The following is a 19,181-nucleotide window of genomic DNA, read 5'->3' as shown; positions in this document are numbered from 1 at the left end:
ATCGGTGGTGCCTCTCCCTTGGTCATGGCGCGGCCCCGCCCGCGGGATCTGCTGGAAGCGGGATCACATTGGCCTCGCCGAACAAAGCTGTCACCTTCGCCATCGCGAGCTCGCTTAGAATCTGGGTGAACAACAGCGCCAATCGGCGCTTCGGTCTGGAGCACGCGACGTAGAACAGGTTGCGATTGCTCTCGAAGGATTCGACCTTGTCTGCCGGGGGGCCTGGGTCGAGCCGTTCCAGCATCTGCGCGAAATTATACTTGTTCCAGCCACGGCCGACGATGACGAGCACGTTCTCGAACTCCGCACCCTTCACGCCGTGCTTGGTGGCGAAGGGCGTGTGACCATCGATGAACGCATCCACCGCCATCAGCTCGGTGTAGGCGACGTCCCGTAGCCTTCGCAGCTGGGCGATCCTCCGAGACTCGCCTTCGACCGGTTCGGGTCCGGCGTCGGCCAAGCGTTGCTCGCGGTCCAGCACCGCCTCGGGCAGATGCATGTGAGCCTGGCCTTTGATGAGGTCGATGACGGCGCCGATCGTGCCGGTCGCTCGCAATTGGATAAGCTGTTCGAGAGACTGCGTCCATGCGACCTTGTCGTGATGCCGACGGATGCACGGCCTGCCGGCGCCTAGGCTCTCAAACATCTCGCCATAGCGCTTCGCCTGAAAGGCCGCGCATGCTGGCTCGAGCTGGTCGGCCAGAAATTTGATGTGGGGGTCTTCTTTCTTGAGCCAGGCATCGTTGAACTGGCCATAAATGCTCTGGATGGTCGGATAGCCCTGTTCCTTCGCCAGCACGCTGTGGCTGAGCATCAGGATCTTGGTGCGTTCGACGGCAAAGTCCCAGCCCTCATCCGACAATCGCTGCTTCAGGTGATCGAGATAGGCGCGTGCCGCCTCGGGGCTCGTGTCGCCAGTCCAGTGACCACCGCCCTGGCCCGTTCGGCGCTGGCCCGGCCATGCATTCGTGTGAAAGATTCGAGCCTCACCCGGCGCATCCGGGTCGCTGGGGATCTGTTCGAGATCGGGTCGCATGCGATTGAGCACCGCGACGATGGGTTCGGCGGATCGGAAATTGGCGTTTTTGTCGATCACCTCGAGTGCTGCGTGCTCGACCGCACCGCATCCCTCACCGTAGATCTTCTGCCAATGGTCGCCGAACAGGCCAATGATAGGCCCCGTACCCGTACCTAGGAAATGCTGCTTTAGAGCCTCTACGAAGCCCGCATCGGTGTCCTGATATTCGTCAATCAGCAGCACGGGATAGCGCTTCGCTAGCACTAAGCGAAACTTGGGCCGTGCCAGCAGCTCCGTCATCAGCGTCAGCACGTCTTCGTGCTTCAATGACACCTCGTCTGGCGTCACCCGGGGATAGCCGAGGTCGTAATTGACCTTCCTCGCGCCTAGCCCCCCCACCCCGGCATCGGCGAGACGTTCTCCCCATCCCGGCAAGTCAGGCACGATCGCGCGGAGCTGGGGCTGAAAGTCCTGCAATACTGACCAACAAAATCCGTGAATGGTCTCCGGCCGAACCGCCGGGTGGGCCTGAACGCGCGCGATAATCTCATCCTTCGCCACGTTCGTGAACGTGATGCAACCAATCTGTTGGCGCTTACGCACAAGTTCCGTACCGCGAAGTTCGATCAGGCGGCGCAGCGCCTTTTCTAGGGAATATGTCTTGCCTGCGCCCGCGCCTGCCTCGAGCCGGAAGCTTTGTCCGGCATCGAAGCACGCATAGACACGCTCAAGTGCAAGGCGGCCGGCCGCGTCGGCGGCGGTCTCTTCGTCAGCCATCGACCTGGGCCCCATCAGCCGCGTCAATCACTTCGGCGACCAACTCGGCGGCGATCGCGTCTGGCCCGAGGGTCGGCGCTGGATTGCCTTGGGCAAGCCACCGCAACCCTTCGCCGATGTAGCGCGGCGTCCGCCACTCGGTGTTTACGATCGCATGTTCAAGCGCAAAGCTGGACTTTTTCTGTTCGGCCGCATGCTCATAGGCGAGCGTCGCCTGGTCGCCCTCGCCGAGATCGAAGAGTTCTGGATTGGCGAGGATGAAGGCATCCTCAAAGCTGCGAGCACATGGACCGCCATCCTGCTCGGGGATCTGATAGGCGAGCCGTCGTCCGCCGTCGGTCTTCTCCTCGGTCGACTTGTCGAGCAGCTGGGCTGGGCTCACGTCGGGCTCGTACCAGCTTTTGATACAGGCATTGCTGGTGAATGTGCCCTCGGCCACACGAACCGCCACGCGCTTGTTCTTGGCCCCGGGCGCAACGGAATCGATATCGGTGATGATCAGCGTGCGCAACTCGAGGAACGCCAGCAGGCCGAAGAAGCGATGGGCGTAGGCGCCGCCGACCTCCATGACAGTGAGGTACTGACTGCTTAGTTGCGGCTCGCCTTGCGCGGCAGCGTCGGTCTTGCGGATCATCGCCGGAAGGAGAAGGCGTTCAGCGGTTCCTTCGATCAGCACCGCCTTGTCCGCAAAGAAAAGGTCGCAGCGGGATAGCGTGAGATATTGATGAAGAAAATTGCGATCCTCTTCCGGCGCGCCGCCCATACCCTGCCGGAGATCCTTCACAACTGAGCGCCGGAGGCCCGGGCCGTCGGTAACCGACAGAAAATAGCGGAGGCTCTCGAAGCGGGCTTCGTTCGCCATGTGGGGCGAGTGGGTGGTGACGACGAACTGGACCGGCCACGGACGGTCGGCGTTCAATTGGGCGACGAACGCGTTGGCGATGTACTCCAGCTGGCGTATGAACACCTCCTGCATCTGGGGATGCAGATGCGCCTCGGGCTCCTCGATAAAGATTAGATGCACGCCGGCCGCTGTTGGCGTTCCCTGGAACTCGCGGAAGAAGCGCAGGAGCTGTAGTAGCATGTAAACGAGGTTGCGCGCGCCGAGGCCATTGTAGGTTTCGGGCAGGGTTACGCCGTTCACGCCCCGGTAGCGCAGGCGCGTGTGGTTGCTGAGCAGCTTGTCGACGTCGAAGCTGGTCTCTGTCACCAATCCCGGGTCTACAAGGCCAGGATATCCAAACAGGTCGAACGTGGGCAGCAGTGAGGTCAGCTTGGCGTTAAAACCGATATGCAGATCGCCCTGGATCTGATCGACCGCCTCCTTGAGCTGCTCGGCGGTGCTGCGTCGCGTTGGATCCAGTTCGTCCGTCAATGCCGATTGGAAGAGCACCTCGACCACCTTGCCGAGCACGTCGCGCTCGCGGAATGTATCGTCATCCAGCCCGCGCTGGGCATTGATGAAGCCGCCGCCGACGAGCGCGGACAGGATCTTTGGTTCCAGTGTCTTCCGGTTGGTCGGGTCGTTCGGATCGACCGCTTCCAGCGATCCGGCATAGGCCGAGGCAATGCGATTTCCGAGTTCGCGGTAGAGCCGGGCGCGGTCCGCCTCCGGATCTTCGAGCGGCTCCGTTAAATCAACGAACAACGCCTGTAGCGCATTGGCCTTCGGCGCGAACCGGAACTCCAGCCGGGCCTCGTGGCAATCGGGATTCAAGTCGATGATGCACTCGCTAAGCGGCCCAAGATCGGCCGCATCGACGTCATAGCCGATATCGAGCACGAGCTTGATTGCTGGCAACTGTCCGAGCGTCTCGGACGAATCTTGCTGCGCGCGGAAAGACACAAGCGATGTCCAAAAGCATTCGTGACACCCGAGCGAAAAATCTTCGAGGCGGAAACTCAGGGCGCGATCGGACAGCAAGCGCCGGAACAGCTCGGCGATCGACGTCTTGCCGCTGTTGTTGCGGCCAACGATGAGCGTCGTCTGTTCTTCGAAACCGATCTCCACGTCGCGGAGGAGCCTGAAGTTTTCAATCTTAGCTCGGTTGATGCGCATTTTCCCCCCTATTTTGGCGCTATATAACCCGGGCGATGAACCCTAGCGTCAGCGCGCCCGACGCCATCGGCTTGGGCGCCGATCACCTGGACGTCCGCACGGCGGAACCAAGGATCGGTCCCGAAGATGATCATGGCGCTGTCCTCTAGCCGCATCGCGTCAAGCGAGCTCGCACTTCGAGTGGAGGTCGTCACCGACAACGGACTTGGCAATCTCGACAAGGTGGGGATGGTGCGTGAAGAACAGGACCTGCGTGGAACAGGCCACCTCGGCGAGCACCCTGAACCCCGCTTCGGCGCGCTCGTCGTCGAAGTTCACGAACAAGTCATCGGCGAGAAACGGCAGGTTGACCCCAGCCTTCACCGATTGCTCCAGCGCCGCCAGCCTAAGGGCGAGGAAGAGCTGGTCGGTGGTGCCCTCGCTCATGGCGCCCACCTCCACCATTGTGCGTCGATCGTCCCTCAGGCCCAGCAGCCGCGGGACGCTTCCGTCGGCGTCCACTCGTAGCGCGGCATAGCGGCCGGCGGTCAGAATCGAGAACAAATCGCCGGCGCGCAACAGCAACGGATCTTGATGTCTTTCGCGGTATTTCTCGATCGCCCACTTCAACGTCAGCGCCTGAGCACGCTTCAGGATGTACTGTTCGGCAAGGACTTCAAGCTCGGCCTTCGCCTGTTCCGCGTCCGATGCCGCGTCCACCGCGGCTGTCCCGCCCGCGTCGAGGGCGGTGAAAGCAGATCTGGCGTGGCCATGCGCCGTAGCCGCTGCGGCCACCTCGTCGTTCAATTCCCCCAACCGTGCATCCAGCGACGAGACGTGGCTCGCGATTTGGTCAGGATTAGAAGCGGCGACTGCGGCGACGAGTTCGTCCAGCGTGAAGCCGTCCCCTTCCTCGACGATCCTGCGTTCTATGGCGGCCCGCTCCACCGTCAGCCGGCGCTTCGCGCGCGACCGTTCGATCGCTTCCGATAATTCCGCGCGATCCGTCGATTTGGTTTCAGCGAGCGCGGGGGCCAGCGCCGCGTCGGCCGTGGCGAGCTTCGCCGAAGCCTCCTCGAACTGATCCGCGCGGCGGCGCGCTTCCTCATCCAGCGAATCGATCAGCGTGGCGGCCGACCTGGCCGCCGTGAGGCAATTCCTTAGAGCGCCAAGCCGCGTCGCCGTGTCGCCCGCGGGAACGTTGGAGCCATCGGACAACTTCTCTACCCGCTCCATGTGATTGCTGGCGTCCCTGCGGATCGTCTCGACCCTCCTGCGCAGGTCTGCCTCTGCCGCGATGGCGCCACGAAGATCATCGAGTAGTTCCAGAACCGCACCGCAAGTGACGATGTCCAGCTGCAGACCGGCTTCGTCCATTACTTCTCGCCAGGAGGTGACGTTCGACGCGTCCTCATCGTCGAGGCGCTGGTGCCGCCGGTCGAGGGCGGAGGCCTCCGCGGCGATCTGGTCCAACTGTTCTGCGGCAAGACGGCGCTGTTGCGTAAAATCCTCGTATTCAGCCCGCTTCCGCTCGGCTGCCGCGAGTACCGGCGTTAACGGTCCGCCGGCGTCCGCAACCTCCAACGCCTGCGCCAGCGCGGCCCGGCACCGGTCACGCCGTCCGACAATGGAAGCGAGATCGGCCCGCAACGTCAAGCCATCGCGATGGGCCTCGACCGCCGCGTCCCGCGCCGACCGCCAGGTTAGGAAACGGGTGGGCTCGAGGGCTGGCAGGCCGGCCGCGGTCAATCGCGCCGCCCATGCCTCCGCTGCTTCTCCATAACGCTTGCGGGCATCTTCAATCCGGCCCTGCGCTTGTTTGGCCTGAAGATCGTGCGACGCCTTGGACCGCTCGAGCACGGAGAGGCGGCTCGACTCCTCGGCCAGCGAAAAACGGAGGACCATCTTCTCGTCCACACGGGACACGCTTGTCTCGTAGTCGGCTACGGCCGCTTCTGGAGACCCGAGTGGGGTCCCCGCAAGGACATTCTCACGGATGGGTTGCCAGCAGTCCTGGCGGCTCAAACGGACCGATGCGATCTCGTCCTCGGACACGACGGTGCCGGTCGCGAGTTGGCCAATCTCCAGCGCAACCTTCTCGGCCTCTTCGGTCCAGTGCCGGAGCTGCTCCTCTTCACGGCGAACTTGGCCGAGAATTTCGGCCAGTTCGCTACGTGCGGACTCGATCTCCTCGTCGCCCACCTCGGGTAGCACCAGCAGCTCGTCGATTCCGCCCGTCCACGGCGAAAGGCGGGTGAGCAGGGCGGGCAGCGACGATGCCAACGCTTCGACCCTAAGGCCGGCTCCTTCGCAACGAGCGTCGGCATCCGATCCGAGCGCGCGTGCGGCGTCGACCGCATCAATGAGCGCCTCGGAAGCCGCGGCGGCCGATGCACCATCGAGCCGGTCCTGCGCGCGCTTCCTTCGGTCGTCGAGATCGTTCCGGCTCTCGGCGATCTGCCTTCTCGCGGCGGCGTTCTCGCCGTGAGTCCGGGAGAGGTCGCGCAACTTTGCCGCCAAAGCGCGTGAAGGTGTGGCGTCCGCGTTGGGTCCCGCTTCGGCCCTCAAACGGCGAGTCAGCGCCTCCGCGACGACGAGCTCCGCCTCGCGCCGGACTAGATCCTGCGCGGCCTTCGCGACGGAGCCCCCGTCCGCGATGAGCTGGTCGATCTCGTCCGCCTTTTCCAAAAGGGTCGGATCGGCCTCGATTTTGTCCCGACGGTTTTCCGCGTCAGCCTTTAGCTGCTCTGCGGTCGACCTCTGGCGCTGGGCCTCCTCGGCCTCGCGGATCACGCGTTCCGCCTCGTCCTCGCGTTGCACACTGAGATCAACGATGGTTTCGTAGCCGAGCAGGGTCTCGGTCTGCTCGTCGCGCAGCCGTACGAGCGGGGCGAGCCGCCTTACGCGGTCTGCAGCCCTCAGCTCCGTTTGGACCACGTCGCGGGCGTCTCGAGCCAGATTGAGTGCGGCCTGTGCCTCCAGCATCGCGTTCCGTGCGTCAGACCAGGACTTGGGCTTGAGAGCTGCGTCTCGGATCGTCTTGGTGGCTTCGGCGAGCTGGCGGTGCGCGAAGGTAAAGCTGCGTCGCTGGGACGTCGTAGGCGCCCAGATGGCATCGGCCTCGCCTTCGAGCTTCTTGAGCTCGTCGGCGACGCCGGTGAGGCCAGAACCCGCGGCGAACAACGTGCGGCCGAGGTCGTTCTTGGCTTCTACCATTGCCTTGCCTCCCGAGCGCAGGGCATCCTGGTCGAGACTGAAGGAGAGGCTGAAGGTTTCGCGGGTCTGCCCTTTCAGCATCGAGGCAAGGGGAGCCTCGTCGATCGCTGCGTCATTCGTGTCAAGCAGCGTGCCGGCCGTACCCTTTTTCCGGCGGCACGCGAACGTCCGACTACCGTCCTCCAGTACCGCACCGACCCTGAGGAGGATGTAATCGAACATGAAGTTGTACGGCGACCGCTGGGGGAATCCGAAAAGGAGGTCTGACACCGCCGCCAGCGAGGTCGTCTTGCCGGCTTCGTTCGCCCCATAGATGATGTGGAGGTCGGGGTCGCCGGACCGAAAGTTTAGCTCGCAGTCCGCGAAGCGGCCGTAACGTTCGAGGGAAAGGCGGGAGAAACGCATTGTCAGGCTTCCGGCGTCAGGCGCGACCGCAACGCCGTTGATGCGGTGCCGAGGATTCCTGCCCAGTCGCCCTGTGCCGCTAACAGACGCAATTCACCGTCCTCCGACTCACCGAGCGCGCTCTTCGCCAGAACCATGAAGCGCTCCAGATCCGCCTCAATCGCCGCCGCTAGTCCGAGGTCCGAGGAGCCCTCGCCGATCAATTCATCGAGATCCTCGCCGAGCACGGCGTGTTGTTCCGTGGTCGGCTCCGACACCAGTACCTTCACCTTCTCGACATGAAGGTCTGGCGAGATCGACGTGGCGATGGCGCGCACGTCGTCCCGAATGGCCCCAGCCTTGTCGATGAGCGCGCCTGCGCCTGCGAGCTCGCCCCTCAGGCTCACGCGGACGATCATTGGCCGACCGGAGCCATCGGCGCCGTGGATGCGCGTCAGTTCGGCGCGGATCAGGTCCGGGAGGCCGCCCGGCGATGAGCCGGCGCAATCGATGTCGAGGCGGATCCAGCGCACAACGTCCAGATCGATGCGATCAATGGACGAAACCTCGCCATCCACCACCGTCACGATGACTGCACCCTTTGCGCCCGCCTCGCGTATAGTGCGGCCCTGCACGTTGCCTGGAAAGACGACATAGGGGTTGTCGTTGACGATTTCGAACTCGTGCACATGGCCGAGTGCCCAGTAGTCGTAGCCCTTCCCGCGTAAATCTTCGACGCCACAGGGCGCGTATTTGGCGTGCCCCGGCCGCCCCGCCAAGGCGGTGTGGAGTACGCCGATGTTGAACGAGTTCGCTTCTGCGGCCGGATAGGAGAGGACGAGGTTGTCGGTGACGGCCGGCGTGGAAAAGCTCTGGCCGTGCAGCGCCACAGCGAGGTTCGGCAGCCTGTGGGTTTCGGGACGCCTCGGTCCGAATTGGCGAACGTTTGGCGGCCAAGTCAACGTCCGCGAGATCGCCGAGGCGGCGTCGTGGTTGCCGGCAATAATGAACGCTGGAATGCCGGCCTGATCGAGACGGCCCATGGCCCGGGCAAAGTAGAGTCCCGTCCCCATATCGCGCCAGTCGCCATCGAATAGATCGCCGGCGATGACGACAAAGTCCACCGCCTCGTCGATCGCGCATTGGATGAGGTTGTCAAACGCGGATCGCGTGGCCGACCGGATCTCCTCGACGGGAAGTCCATCGTACCGCGATAGGCCATGCAATGGACTGTCCAAATGGATGTCCGCAGCATGCAGGAAGCGGAAACTCGACACGGTGATGTTCCCCCCTGGCAGTCAGTGCCTACCGTTTATGAAGATAAGAGCGGCAAATGGAGACGTTGGCCATTTGCCGAAGCGCAGCTTCTCAGGCCGCATAGCGGCCGTCCTCAAGCTTTCGTACCATCCCCATTCCTGCAAGCGCATCAAGCACTGGCGCGACTGTAGAGGCGCGTTTCCCTTTGAATGCACGGGCAACATCTTTGGGCGCCAATGGTTTGGCGGACCGCGCCACGACGCTTGCGACGGCAACCACTTGTTCTGGAAGGGCGCTTGGCCAATCCCGCTCCACCTTCTTTGCCTTGGTGCCTCTGCGAAGTTGCAGGACGACTTGGGCCGGCTTCTTTCGGAGGGATTTCGCCTGGAAAGAGGGCCGAACCCACCGGATCTGCCCCGCACGCTCCTCCTCGGCTCGCTCGTCATTCAAAGCAACAAGCCTGACCAGCATTTCCTCATGTTCCAAGTCGCGCGGCCAACCGTATGCTTCAGCGACAGCCTCATCTATCTGTTGGTGATAATGGCGGATGAGCGAGACTTCGCCGCGTTCGGCGATGGACCGGTATTTGGGATCAAGAACTCCACCCTTGGCATCTCGCATACGGGCGAGCGTGGTATAAAGTGCTGTCAGGGTCAGATCCGAATGGCGCGCTAGAACCTTCCGGCGCAACCTGTCCAATTTGCGCGCTGCAATCCGAATCCTCTGCTCCAGTTCCGGCACGCTCGGCGGAAAGGGAAACGGATCAAAACAGGTTTCATTTTGATAACGCGGATCGTCGCCCGACCCCATCCGCCCGCCCGCACGAAGCGCCCACACGGTGTGCGCTGTGCTCGAGACCACGCCGAGAACATAGGGGTCGTCGGACGCAATCGCTATAACTGAGCCATCCACGAGACGGCCCGCACTGGGAATAAACTTGAAGAACCTCTCCGTAGCTGTTTCGCTGGTGACGATGTAGCGCCGGAGACCGCTGATGGCTGCACGAAGCCTCGGTCGAGGTTCTGCGAAGCGCCACCAATTGAGGCGGTACTGCTCCCTGTCGTTTTCATCGCGCTCTGGCTTCACATGATCGAACAGGTAGCGGTGCACGCCAGGGAAGCGATCATGCAACTCGTCCTCAGTCTCGATGTCGAAGAAGTCGAGAGCGTAAGTGTTACTTTGAGACTCAGTCACATCCGTGCCGGCCACAACCAGCGGCATTCGTTCCGGCGGCACGCCATCGGCGATGAAGCGGGCTCGCTGCTCGGTATTGATTTTGAATCCGTCACCGGACATTTTCACACCCATACGACAGATGTTGCCGTTGGCTCTGAGTGAGGTGGCGCCGGCGACGTTAGCGCCGGTAGTCAGATCGATGTTAATCGGCGCAACTTGCTCCTCAAACTCGAGCAGTGTTTCACCTTTTTTGCGCTTCTCCAGTGAAACGCTCGACAGCCGTCCTGCGCCTTGTCCGGCAGCAGCCGCAGTCATCGCGATCCGCACCGCAGCGGTTGTTTCCTGATCGTGCCACGGATGGTTCGGAATCGCGAAGGTCAGGTAGAGTTTGCCACCGCGCTCAGGATCGAGATAGCGGCTAAGCACCGAGCGATTACTCGATTGGGCAATAGTCTTCGTCGTGATGAGACCAAATCCTCGAACAGAGCCATTCGCTACCTGCTCGGCACTTCGTGCCCACCAATAGGTCACGAAATCGATCTCGCCAGAAAGGTCGCCGTACACGCTCCGGAGCGTATCGACGTAGGGCGACCCGAGGCGCTTGCGCATTCGGCGGCATCCGATGAAGGGCGGGTTCCCGATGATGAAGTCTGCCTCCGGCCAGACTTGCCGCCGCGGATTGACGTACCGATATACCGTTAGCCGACCGGAGTGATCGGGAACGGGTCGCCCGGTCACTGGATGCGGCTTCATCGACGTACCATCCCAGATCGTCTTTGGCTCGCCGTTCTCCATCTCAGGAAGCTTCTCGTCCCAATCAAGCAGGGCATCGGCTGGGATGATCGTTCTGACATCACGCAAAACGGGGGGCTCGGGCATCCGATCTTCTCCGTTCACACGAAAATGCCATTGAAGATAGCCAATCCAGAGCACGAGTTGAGCGATCTGTGCAGCCCGAGGATTGATTTCGAGGCCATGGAAGTTGGCAGGAGTAATCGTGTGGCTGCCGAGCTCAAGAAGATAGCGCTCATCGCCGAGTGCTTCGAGCAATTCGAGCACCTCTCCTTCCAACTCCTTAAGTCGCGCAAGCGCGACATAAAGGAAATTGCCCGTTCCGCAGGCCGGGTCTAGAATGACGATGTTTGCGAGCTTGGTGTGAAAGCGTTCGACCTCAAGACGCGCGGTCTCCTTGTCGCCTGCTTCCGCAGCCAAGGTTGCTGCGGTTCGCGCACCTTCCCAATCAGCGCGCAGGGGTTCCATTACGGTGGGGCCGACCAGTCGCTCTACATAGGCGCGCGGAGTGAAATGCGCGCCAAGCTTGGCGCGTTCTTTGGCATTCAGCGCACGCTCAAGCAAGGTTCCGAAAATTGCTGGCTCGACCTGGCGCCAGTCCGATGCCGCTGCGTCGATGAGGACGTTGATCTCACGCTGATCAAGCGCCAGCGCACTGGCATCCTTAAAGAGGTATCCATTGAACTGACGCACAACCTCCCCTGCCTCACCAAGGCCAAACGCAAGGCCACCGGTATCCATCGCCTCCCATAGCTGACTGAGTTGGGGGGCCAGGAGTTCGGGGCGATCGCGGACTTTTTTCAAGAGCGCGCTGAAACTCGCCTTCGGAATAAGACCAGTGTCCTCCGCGAACATGGTAAAGAGGAGACGCATAAGGAAGGCCGCCACGCGATCCGGGTCCTGCTCTCGAGCTTCGATACCCTGGGCTAGAACAGCCAGATGATCCGCAATTTTTCGCGTAACCCGTGCCGCCTCGGCCGAGGGGTCGAGCGACATTGGCATGGTCCAAATTGCCGCCAGGCGCTCCCGGACTGTCTTGTCGCGCAGTTCATCGAGGGTAATTCGATACCGACGACGGTCGGGAAATGGCGCATAGCCTTTCCCGTTGCGTTGAAAGTCCGCATAGACGTCGATGCAATATCCAACGTCGCTGACCAGCAGGAAAGGTGGCCAGCCATGTGAGCGGGGCAAATTCTTAGCGTAGCCCTCCGCTTGACTTGCAGCTCGCTGCATAGCGCCGGTCCATGCAGCGGTGTCTCGACGAGCCATGCCGCGCTTGAAGCGGTCCTCCGCAGTCTGGCCAAAGAAGTCGCGAAGCGAGTAACCTTGACCAGCGTCGACTGCCGCCAGGTCGGCACTGCTACCTTGCTTAGCCTCTAAGATGAAACTGCCACGCTTATAGCAATCAATCCAGCCGTTGGATGTAGCGCCATCAATCTCGGTTTTGATGACATGACGTTCGAAGACGTAATCATTCTGCGCTGTGTCACTTAGCGTTGGCCGCGGGGCCTCTACGCCGAGCAGTTGACACAGATCGGTTAGAAACAATTGTGTGTTGGCTCGCTCGTTGCCACCTGCGGGTGCCCACTTCGCAATAAAATCTTCGACGTCCACAGGCCCCCCTTGCTCTGAGTCTTTTGGGGCTCAGGACGATGAGGATCAAGCTATTCCGTGCGAGCGGTTTCAGTCGCGCCTATCGACTGCGAGATCGCTGGATAGGTGGGTGAACCTTAGACGATTCCTGTCGGCCGGACGCGACTTTGACAGGCCCCCGTTCCCGTGTATCCCTGACCGTGGCAGGACGAATTTGATGACCCTGTTCGACGTGGTTTCGCAGTTTCGTGGTCGCGACCTTCATAACACGCGAGATCGCTTCGGGATTGTCGAACAATGCGGTTCGCACGACCGCCTCGATCACTCGCAACTGACTTTGCGCGGCTCGCTCGTTTCTGTCTCCGGGCGCCTCAGGTCGGGATCGCGTCGGTCGCTCGCGAGCCTGTGACTGACCTCGGCCGGACTCCAGGCTGATTGATGGAACGGCAGCCGGCGCAATACTGTTGCGGCTCTTGTCTCGCCGTAGCCGATCCAATTCTTGTAGGTCGCGTTCGTTCGGCCGATATCCTCGTACTTCCAATCCTTGGCGACTGGCCTCGAGCCATGCTGCCCGGCGGAAGGCTTCGCTGCCAGTAAGATGAACATTCGACCATCCGCGATGCCGGGCGATGGCGACGAGATCACGCACGACCTCCTCACTCTCGCTCGAGGTGACAAGACGCCGCCCTTGGTCCCGAAATGCAGGCTCTTTTGCCTGCGCCGTCGTGAAGTAGGCCGGTTCGCCCGACCATTTGCCGGTCGACGAAAAGTAGCGCTTTCGCAGGGGCTCCGGTATGTCGCCGGCAGAAATTGATCGGGGCTCGACCCCTGCCCCCTCCTTGCCTTTGTTAGGGGTGCCGGGATCCTTGGGAATGTCGTCCCGCGTGTCTTTCCCAGAACGCGGTGCGGACTGACCTTCACCGATTGAAATGGCATTGGCGCGCTTCCTGGCGCCCCGCGAATTCTCGGACTTCTCAGCGGACATGGGCTGTCCTTTCCTGGATAATGGATGTGGATGGCTGCCCGACCGATGGCAAAAGTGCCCGCTCGACCATCGCCGACACGAACGCGATCGCGGCGGCCTCGTCGCCCGGGGGCGGCAGTTCGGCCAGGTCGCCCAGAACCAGCATGTCATCCGTGATCTTGGCCGCACCTGCCAGCTCGGCGTCGGTCATTTCCCGCATCACAATTTCCTCCTGTATGGTCTCGCCCGAGCTTGTCGCCGGCTGCTGTGGGGCGCCGCTCAGACCGGGTGTACCAGCGCCCTGCCGCGCTGAAGCCGGCGTAGGTGGGGAAAGCATTGCCGCGATTGGACGGGCGGACGGCACAGGCGGAGCAACCACCCGCCGAGTGAAGCGCGGCATCCGGTAATAGGCGATCTTGCGCCCTCGAATTGGGGGGATGCCGGCGCGAAGGAGCAGGAGCTCGTTCTTCGGCAGCTGCATGAGCTCTTGCGGCAGCAGGAGCGCGCGGCGCTGATCAGATTCCGAGATGCTCCGGTTCGCCAGTAGCCCGTGGATGGTACGGCTGCGGGATTTCACGTTCATCGTGAAAAAGCCGAGCCGTTCGGAAAGTTCGTTCGCGACCTTCAGCTCCTTAGGCGTGAAGACAACCTCGAGGCCGCAATTGGCGATGATCTCGTCGGTGACATCGGGACCGTAGATTGCGCGAAGCTGGGATCGGCTCTGAATGACCGGAACCAGGCGCAGGCCATAGCCGGCGACGTAGGAGAAGCCGCTCGCAATCACCGAGGCTTTGCCGAGCCTGGCGAACTCGTCGAGCAGGACCAGGACCGGGACATTGCTAGCGCCCTCAGGAAGGTCGCGGGTGTTGAGATCCACGAGTTGCTGCAGGAACAGACTGTAGATCGGCGCGATGCGGTCGATATTGTCAGGCGACACGCCAAGGTAAATCGACATGCGCCGACGCCGCACCTCGCGCAGGTCGAAGTCGCTCTCCGAGGTGGCGGTATCCACCATGGGGTTGAGCCAGAGATTGAGCCGTGCGGTGATGGTCTGCTTGATCCCGGAAAAGGTGTTGTCCGAGGCCGAGGTGAAATCTTGGATCGCGGACACGCAAGCTTGGCTGAGGCGCTGGCCCACCCTGCGAGCTTCCTGAAGCGCTGCGGGAAGGTCGCTCTTGGGATCCCCGCTCGTGAGGCGGCGGTATATCTCGCCGATGGTGAAGGGCAGGCCCGGGTTGGATGCGACCAGGGCGCCGACGCCGACAAAGGCCGCTCGCGCGGCCTCCGCCCAGAAGGGATCGGATCGCTCGGGCGCGGGGAACAGCATGCCCGCGATCTTCTGCAGCTCGTTGATGACTTCGGTGTCATCAGTCCGCCTGATGTGCGCCAGGGGGTTGTACCGCGCCGTCCGCCCCTCCGCGTCGAGCGGATCGAACAGATGCACTGCTTGGCCGGCCCGTGCCCGATAGCCGGCGCTTGCGCCCCAGTTCTCCCGCTTCACGTCGAGCACGATCACCGAATCTGGCCAGGTCAGCAGATTGGGAATGACGACGCCCACGCCCTTGCCCGCTCGCGTGGGCGCCTCGAGCAGAACATGCTCGCTCCCGCCGAATATCAGGAAACGTCCAGCCTTGCGGCCGACAACGATGCCGGCAGCGTCGCGAAGGCCCTCCCGCCGGATCTCGCCTTCGCGCGCAAACCGGGCGGTGCCGTGCAATGCCGGCCCGCGGCGCAGAATCCCGATTGCGAGGAGCCCGACCACAACAGCGCCCGCCAGAGCCCCGCGCTTTAGCCAAAGAATAAGCAGCGGGTCCGCCCGATAGTACCACAACCATGCGGGCAAGGCCGTGATGTCGGTGTTCGGGCCGATCTGGCCCATCCCAAAGAGGGCAACTGGCACGGCGATGGCGCAGCACAATAAGGTGCCGCCGGCAACGGACAGGCCGATGATCCAGAAGTTACGCTGCACCGGCATCGCCCACCTTCGGGTGGAAGTAGACCTCTTCGACCTCAAAGCGACCGCCATGGCGCCGGGTCTGGACGACCACATCGATGAGCATTCGCAAAAGTCCGCGGATATCATCGCGCGCGAGATCGCGGCCGCCCTCGGATTCCTTGACGAGCAATGTCAGCTGCTCGAAGGCGCCCGCCGCAGAGCCAGCATGGACGGTGGTGATCGACCCAGGGTGCCCCGAGTTGACGTTGCGCAGGTAGAAGAAGGCGGTGCCGTCGCGCAGCTCCTGCAGCAGGATCCGGTCCGGGCGCATGCGCAGCGCGCTCTCGAGCAGCTGCTTGGGACCGACCTTCGCACGGCCCTGCCCTTCGCCCGAATAGACCATGTGAACGACATTGCGATGGGGCACGATGAGTTCGCGCGTGTCCTCGATCGTAAGCAGCCGCTCGTCGGGCGGGATGAGCTGGATAAGCGCTTTCGCCAAGGTCGTCTTGCCGGACCCGGTCGCCCCGCTGACCAGGATATTCTTGCGCGCGGCGACCGCGACCTTGAAAAAGGCTGGCCAGTCGCCCGCGTCGCGAAGTGCCACCAACTCGGCGTCGGTTTCGGTAAGGTCCCGGGCGCTCGCGCGCGTCGTGTCAAAGAGGCCAGCGCGTGCGAGCTGGTCGATCGGCAGGGTTACGGTCGAGGGCTTGCGTATCGTAAAGGACGGGCAGCCGCTCGGCGTCACCGACGGGATCACGATCTGGCAGCGCTCGCCGCCTGGGAGGACGGTCGAACAGATCGGCGTCTGCCCATCGATGTCCTGGTGCGTGAAGCTTGCCGCGGCGACGGCGAGCGTTCCAAGCCACTCGCTGTCCAGTTCAGGCAACTCATGCCATCGCCACCCCTGCCGGTCCTCGATCCCCGCCTCGCCCGGGCGGTTGATGACGAGCTCGGTTACATCATCCGGCTCCAGCAACGGAAGAAGCGGTTCGAGATAATGGCGGAGGACGGCGGTATCGCGCATGGCTTACCGCCGCAGCTCCAGATTGTAGACATCGGCGAAGTTGAAGTCCTTGGCGACGAAGATACCGACCTCCTCGCCCTGGTTCTTTTTCAGCACCGGCCGGATGTTGATGTTGTTCTGGAGCGCGATCGCGGCCCCTTCGCTCGGCGCACGCGTGACATTGTTGAAATTGCCGTTGCCGCTCGATGCGGCCTGCCCGGCAATATAGGCGGCGTCATCGACGAGCGAGAGTAGGAGCGCGCCGCCGAACCGTGCCCAGAAGAAGCTGTCGACCGCTCCGGCGAGCCCGGCGCGGCCGAGCGCGTCTGACCCAGGCGAGGCAAGGTCGATGCGGACGCCTTGTGGCGTCACCGCCCGGGTCCAAAGCACAAAGAGGCGGTTCTGCCCCTGTTGGATGCCCCCGCGATACTCGCCGAGTACGCGCGTGCCCTTTTCCATGAGCACGACCCGGCCATTCTCGGAATACACGTCCCGTGGAATCAGGCAGGACGTGTATCCAGGCTGTGCGGAATTGATGGCCGTCTGAAGGGTGCAGGGAATCAATGTCCCCGCAGTGATCAGAAAATTGCGATTGGGGAGCATCGAGGCTCGCGCTTCGCCTACGGCTGAGCTTTGTCGCAGCAAGTCCAGCGCATTGGGCGCACCGCCCTCCGTACTCCCTGGCGTTCCTGAATTTTCGGTCGGTTGCGCGCTCGAGGCCGCCGCCGGGCCTTGCGAGGTCTCTCCACCGAGATCGCGCCCGCCATAGGCGATGAGTGTCGACCGTCGCGCCTGGTCGGCCAGGTTCGGCCGGGCGCCTGACGGGCCGGGCGCTGCACCGGGCTGCATGGCAGGGACGATCTGACCGTCGGGGCCAGGAACCCCGGCTGCGGGATTGAGCACCGGTGCGTTGGGATCGTTCCCGCCTGCGCCGAGCGGTCTCGGCTGCGGCGCGACCGCCGCGTAATCGACGGTTTCCCGGGCCACGATATCGCGCCGCTCTTGGGCCGCCCCGCCCGGTGCAGTGAGGTCACGATTGGAGGCCTGTTGGCTCGTTCCGGAATTAACCCACAGGATGCCGAGTACCATCGCCGTGCCGGCAAAGATGAGGGCGGTATTACGCTTGGAAGGCGTCATCCCCCCGATCGGCTCGATACCGCGCTCGTGCAGGATCTCGTCTTTTTCTGGCGTGAGATCGGCGCTCGGCAGAGGGCGCGAAACGGAGGATGGATCTTCAACCATGGCTCATTCCTGCGGATGTGTGATGGTGCGCTCGACATGGGGCGACCCGGTGTTCGTCCCATGATCGACCCCATAGGGTTCTGGCGCCTGATTATAGATGCACAGCACCTCGCCGCCCCGCCGAAGGCGCAGCTGACGCGCCACCAGATGGACGACGACGAATTCGTCACGGACGTCGAAGGGAACCAGCGTCTCAGACCCGTCTGGTCGCACCAGATATATAGCCGGCACCTCGCGGTTCGCTGGGAAACGCAACACCGTGAACTGCCCGTTATCGGAGACCTCCGACGGCTGAAGCTCGCTGGAGCCCTGCACCTTGTAGTTCATGTTGCGAGGCCCTTCGACGACCCCATGATCGAGAGCGCCGCGAACGGCCCGGCTCTCCAGGGCAGCCGCCTGCATGGCAATCTGCGCGGCCCTGAGACGCGCGGCGCGGTCTGCATCGTCCCTGGGATATCGGAACCGCACCTGAAAATAGGCTTGGCCGTTGCGGCCCGTGATCGGACCGCTGCGAGCGGTCAACTCGAACGCATAGCTGCGCAATTCGCCTCCGCGCGACGTGGTGACGATGAGATTGGTCGGTCCGGCACGCTCACGCGGCTTGAGGAACAGGATGTGCCCGGCGACGGCGACCTCCCAAGATACGGTGTCGCCCAGCGCGACGTGCTGGATCGTCTCATCGTCGCTCAGGACAATCTGTGTTGCGGTCCGGAACGTGCCGACGATCCGATAGACCTCGGTCTCTTCATATTCGACGAACTTGACGCGCGGGTCGGACGGACCACCTCGCGGAACTTCGACCGCGTGCGCCGCCGTTACAGGCACCAGCGCGCAAATGATGGCGGCGGAGAGCGCCCTCATCGGATCACCTCCGGATCGGCACGATAGTTTTCGACCTGGAATCCCAGCGGGTTCCGGTAGCGATCGCCTTCCGCCATGGGCGCGTTGGCGTAGGCGAACGTGATCGTGGCGATCCAATCGCTGTTCTGGATGTCGGTCTCGGTCTGGACTGTCCGCGTGAACCGGACATTGGCGACGCGATCGTTGATGAAGGCGATGTTGCGCACGCGCGCCTGCACAACTGCGTTCTTGCCCCAGACATTTTGGGGACTGGCACCATTGTTGCTACTGTAGAAGCGCGCCCAGCGCTGCTGTTCGGTCGGCTGCGAGAGGATCGTCACGAACCGAAAATTTTCTTCGGCCGCTGCCGGGATCCAGCTTTCGCGGGTTCTCACATACTGGGCGAGGAAGTATTTGGTGACCGCCTCATCGTAGCGCATCGGCCGCTGCGTGAGCGCGGTCTGGACATCCACCGCGCCGGTGGTCTGGTTGACGCGAATAACATAGGGCACGACAGTCTTGAGAGGCGTCAGAGCCGCAACTGCGAAGATCGAGGCCGCGGCCAGGAGTGAGGCGATGGCCGCGATGCTCCAAGCGATGCGGGTCGAGCGCAGCGCGTTCCGGATCCTGTCCTGATCCCAGCTTCGTGCGTCCCGGAAATAGCGCTGCAGCCCCGATGCCGGCACCGCCTCCGAGCGGTCATCAGCAGCTCGCATAATGCGGTCCCCTTGGTGCGAACGATACTTTGTCTCCGGAAGATGACGCGGAAGGCACGGCGGGCGGTGGGGGTGGATCGCCGTCTCTTGGATGCGATAGCGGCGGTATGGGCGGCGCAGCTCTCGGCGCCGTGGTCGCAGGCACAGGTGAGCCCGGTAAGACGCTTCCATAGATGTTCACGTCGCGCAGGTGATGGCCATTGCAAACCGCGAGCTTCTTTGGACC

11 protein-coding genes and 1 pseudogene are annotated in these 19,181 nt (G+C 62.8%); 1 reads left to right on the top strand and 11 read right to left on the bottom strand.

Features of this window, described 5'->3' with window-relative positions; genetic code table 11:
- Positions 1 to 22 precede the first annotated feature (22 nt).
- The 5 genes from K426_RS27355 to K426_RS27335 form a co-directional block, all read right to left on the bottom strand.
- Entirely contained in the window at positions 23 to 1,795 is a 1,773-nt protein-coding gene (locus tag K426_RS27355) for a UvrD-helicase domain-containing protein (protein WP_014072624.1), read from the bottom strand.
- Positions 1,788 to 3,854: an ATP-dependent nuclease gene (locus K426_RS27350; RefSeq protein WP_007683423.1), complete on the bottom strand. Its 2,067-nt coding sequence runs from the start codon at positions 3,852 to 3,854 to the stop codon at positions 1,788 to 1,790. Before K426_RS27350 ends, K426_RS27355 begins: the two co-directional genes overlap by 8 nt.
- 159 nt (positions 3,855 to 4,013) lie before the next feature.
- The gene (locus tag K426_RS27345; protein ID WP_007683421.1) at positions 4,014 to 7,454 is read right to left on the bottom strand and encodes an ATP-binding protein; all 3,441 of its coding nucleotides are present in this window, start codon (positions 7,452 to 7,454) and stop codon (positions 4,014 to 4,016) included.
- Positions 7,455 to 7,456: 2 nt separating this feature from the next.
- Positions 7,457 to 8,710, bottom strand: a complete 1,254-nt coding sequence (locus K426_RS27340) for a metallophosphoesterase family protein (protein ID WP_007683419.1) — start codon at positions 8,708 to 8,710, stop codon at positions 7,457 to 7,459.
- A 91-nt stretch (positions 8,711 to 8,801) separates the two neighbouring features.
- A complete protein-coding gene (locus K426_RS27335) occupies positions 8,802 to 12,272 on the bottom strand; it encodes a class I SAM-dependent DNA methyltransferase (protein WP_007683417.1) in 3,471 nt (1,156 codons plus the stop codon).
- 196 nt (positions 12,273 to 12,468) lie between these two features.
- Here K426_RS27335 and K426_RS32735 point away from each other — a divergent pair, with 196 nt between their 5' ends.
- Positions 12,469 to 12,660, top strand: coding sequence for a hypothetical protein (locus K426_RS32735; protein ID WP_156405541.1), 192 nt, complete (start codon positions 12,469 to 12,471; stop codon positions 12,658 to 12,660).
- 132 nt (positions 12,661 to 12,792) lie between these two features.
- Here K426_RS32735 and K426_RS32730 read toward each other — a convergent pair.
- The 6 genes and pseudogenes from K426_RS32730 to K426_RS27305 all read right to left on the bottom strand — a co-directional run.
- Positions 12,793 to 13,236: pseudogene (locus K426_RS32730) on the bottom strand (LPD7 domain-containing protein); the annotation flags it as partial.
- Positions 13,226 to 15,190: a type IV secretory system conjugative DNA transfer family protein gene (locus K426_RS27325; RefSeq protein ID WP_007683415.1), complete on the bottom strand. Its 1,965-nt coding sequence runs from the start codon at positions 15,188 to 15,190 to the stop codon at positions 13,226 to 13,228. The pseudogene K426_RS32730 and the gene K426_RS27325, both read right to left, overlap by 11 nt.
- Positions 15,174 to 16,178, bottom strand: a complete 1,005-nt coding sequence (gene virB11 / locus K426_RS27320) for a P-type DNA transfer ATPase VirB11 (RefSeq protein WP_007683413.1) — start codon at positions 16,176 to 16,178, stop codon at positions 15,174 to 15,176. Before virB11 ends, K426_RS27325 begins: the two co-directional genes overlap by 17 nt.
- 3 nt (positions 16,179 to 16,181) lie before the next feature.
- A complete protein-coding gene (gene virB10, locus K426_RS27315) occupies positions 16,182 to 17,399 on the bottom strand; it encodes a type IV secretion system protein VirB10 (protein WP_014072617.1) in 1,218 nt (405 codons plus the stop codon).
- Between the two features lie 3 nt (positions 17,400 to 17,402).
- Positions 17,403 to 18,260, bottom strand: coding sequence for a P-type conjugative transfer protein VirB9 (gene virB9, locus K426_RS27310; RefSeq protein WP_007683410.1), 858 nt, complete (start codon positions 18,258 to 18,260; stop codon positions 17,403 to 17,405).
- On the bottom strand, positions 18,257 to 18,955 hold the full coding sequence (locus K426_RS27305) for a virB8 family protein (protein ID WP_007683408.1): 699 nt from the start codon (positions 18,953 to 18,955) through the stop codon (positions 18,257 to 18,259). Before K426_RS27305 ends, virB9 begins: the two co-directional genes overlap by 4 nt.
- Between the last annotated feature and the right edge of the window lie 226 nt (positions 18,956 to 19,181).

This window comes from Sphingobium sp. TKS (assembly GCF_001563265.1).
GTDB lineage: Bacteria > Pseudomonadota > Alphaproteobacteria > Sphingomonadales > Sphingomonadaceae > Sphingobium.
This window is presented reverse-complemented; position numbering and strand designations above follow the sequence as displayed.

What these genes read in the sequence shown, in the direction of transcription:
- K426_RS27355 (WP_014072624.1), bottom strand. Translation starts at nt 1,795, where the DNA reads ATGGCTGACGAAGAGACCGCCGCCGACGCGGCCGGCCGCCTTGCACTT.
- K426_RS27350 (WP_007683423.1), bottom strand. Translation starts at nt 3,854, where the DNA reads ATGCGCATCAACCGAGCTAAGATTGAAAACTTCAGGCTCCTCCGCGAC.
- K426_RS27345 (WP_007683421.1), bottom strand. Translation starts at nt 7,454, where the DNA reads ATGCGTTTCTCCCGCCTTTCCCTCGAACGTTACGGCCGCTTCGCGGAC.
- K426_RS32735 (WP_156405541.1), top strand. Translation starts at nt 12,469, where the DNA reads ATGACCCTGTTCGACGTGGTTTCGCAGTTTCGTGGTCGCGACCTTCAT.
- K426_RS27325 (WP_007683415.1), bottom strand. Translation starts at nt 15,190, where the DNA reads ATGCCGGTGCAGCGTAACTTCTGGATCATCGGCCTGTCCGTTGCCGGC.
- virB11 (WP_007683413.1), bottom strand. Translation starts at nt 16,178, where the DNA reads ATGCGCGATACCGCCGTCCTCCGCCATTATCTCGAACCGCTTCTTCCG.
- virB10 (WP_014072617.1), bottom strand. Translation starts at nt 17,399, where the DNA reads ATGGTTGAAGATCCATCCTCCGTTTCGCGCCCTCTGCCGAGCGCCGAT.
- virB9 (WP_007683410.1), bottom strand. Translation starts at nt 18,260, where the DNA reads ATGAGGGCGCTCTCCGCCGCCATCATTTGCGCGCTGGTGCCTGTAACG.
- K426_RS27305 (WP_007683408.1), bottom strand. Translation starts at nt 18,955, where the DNA reads ATGCGAGCTGCTGATGACCGCTCGGAGGCGGTGCCGGCATCGGGGCTG.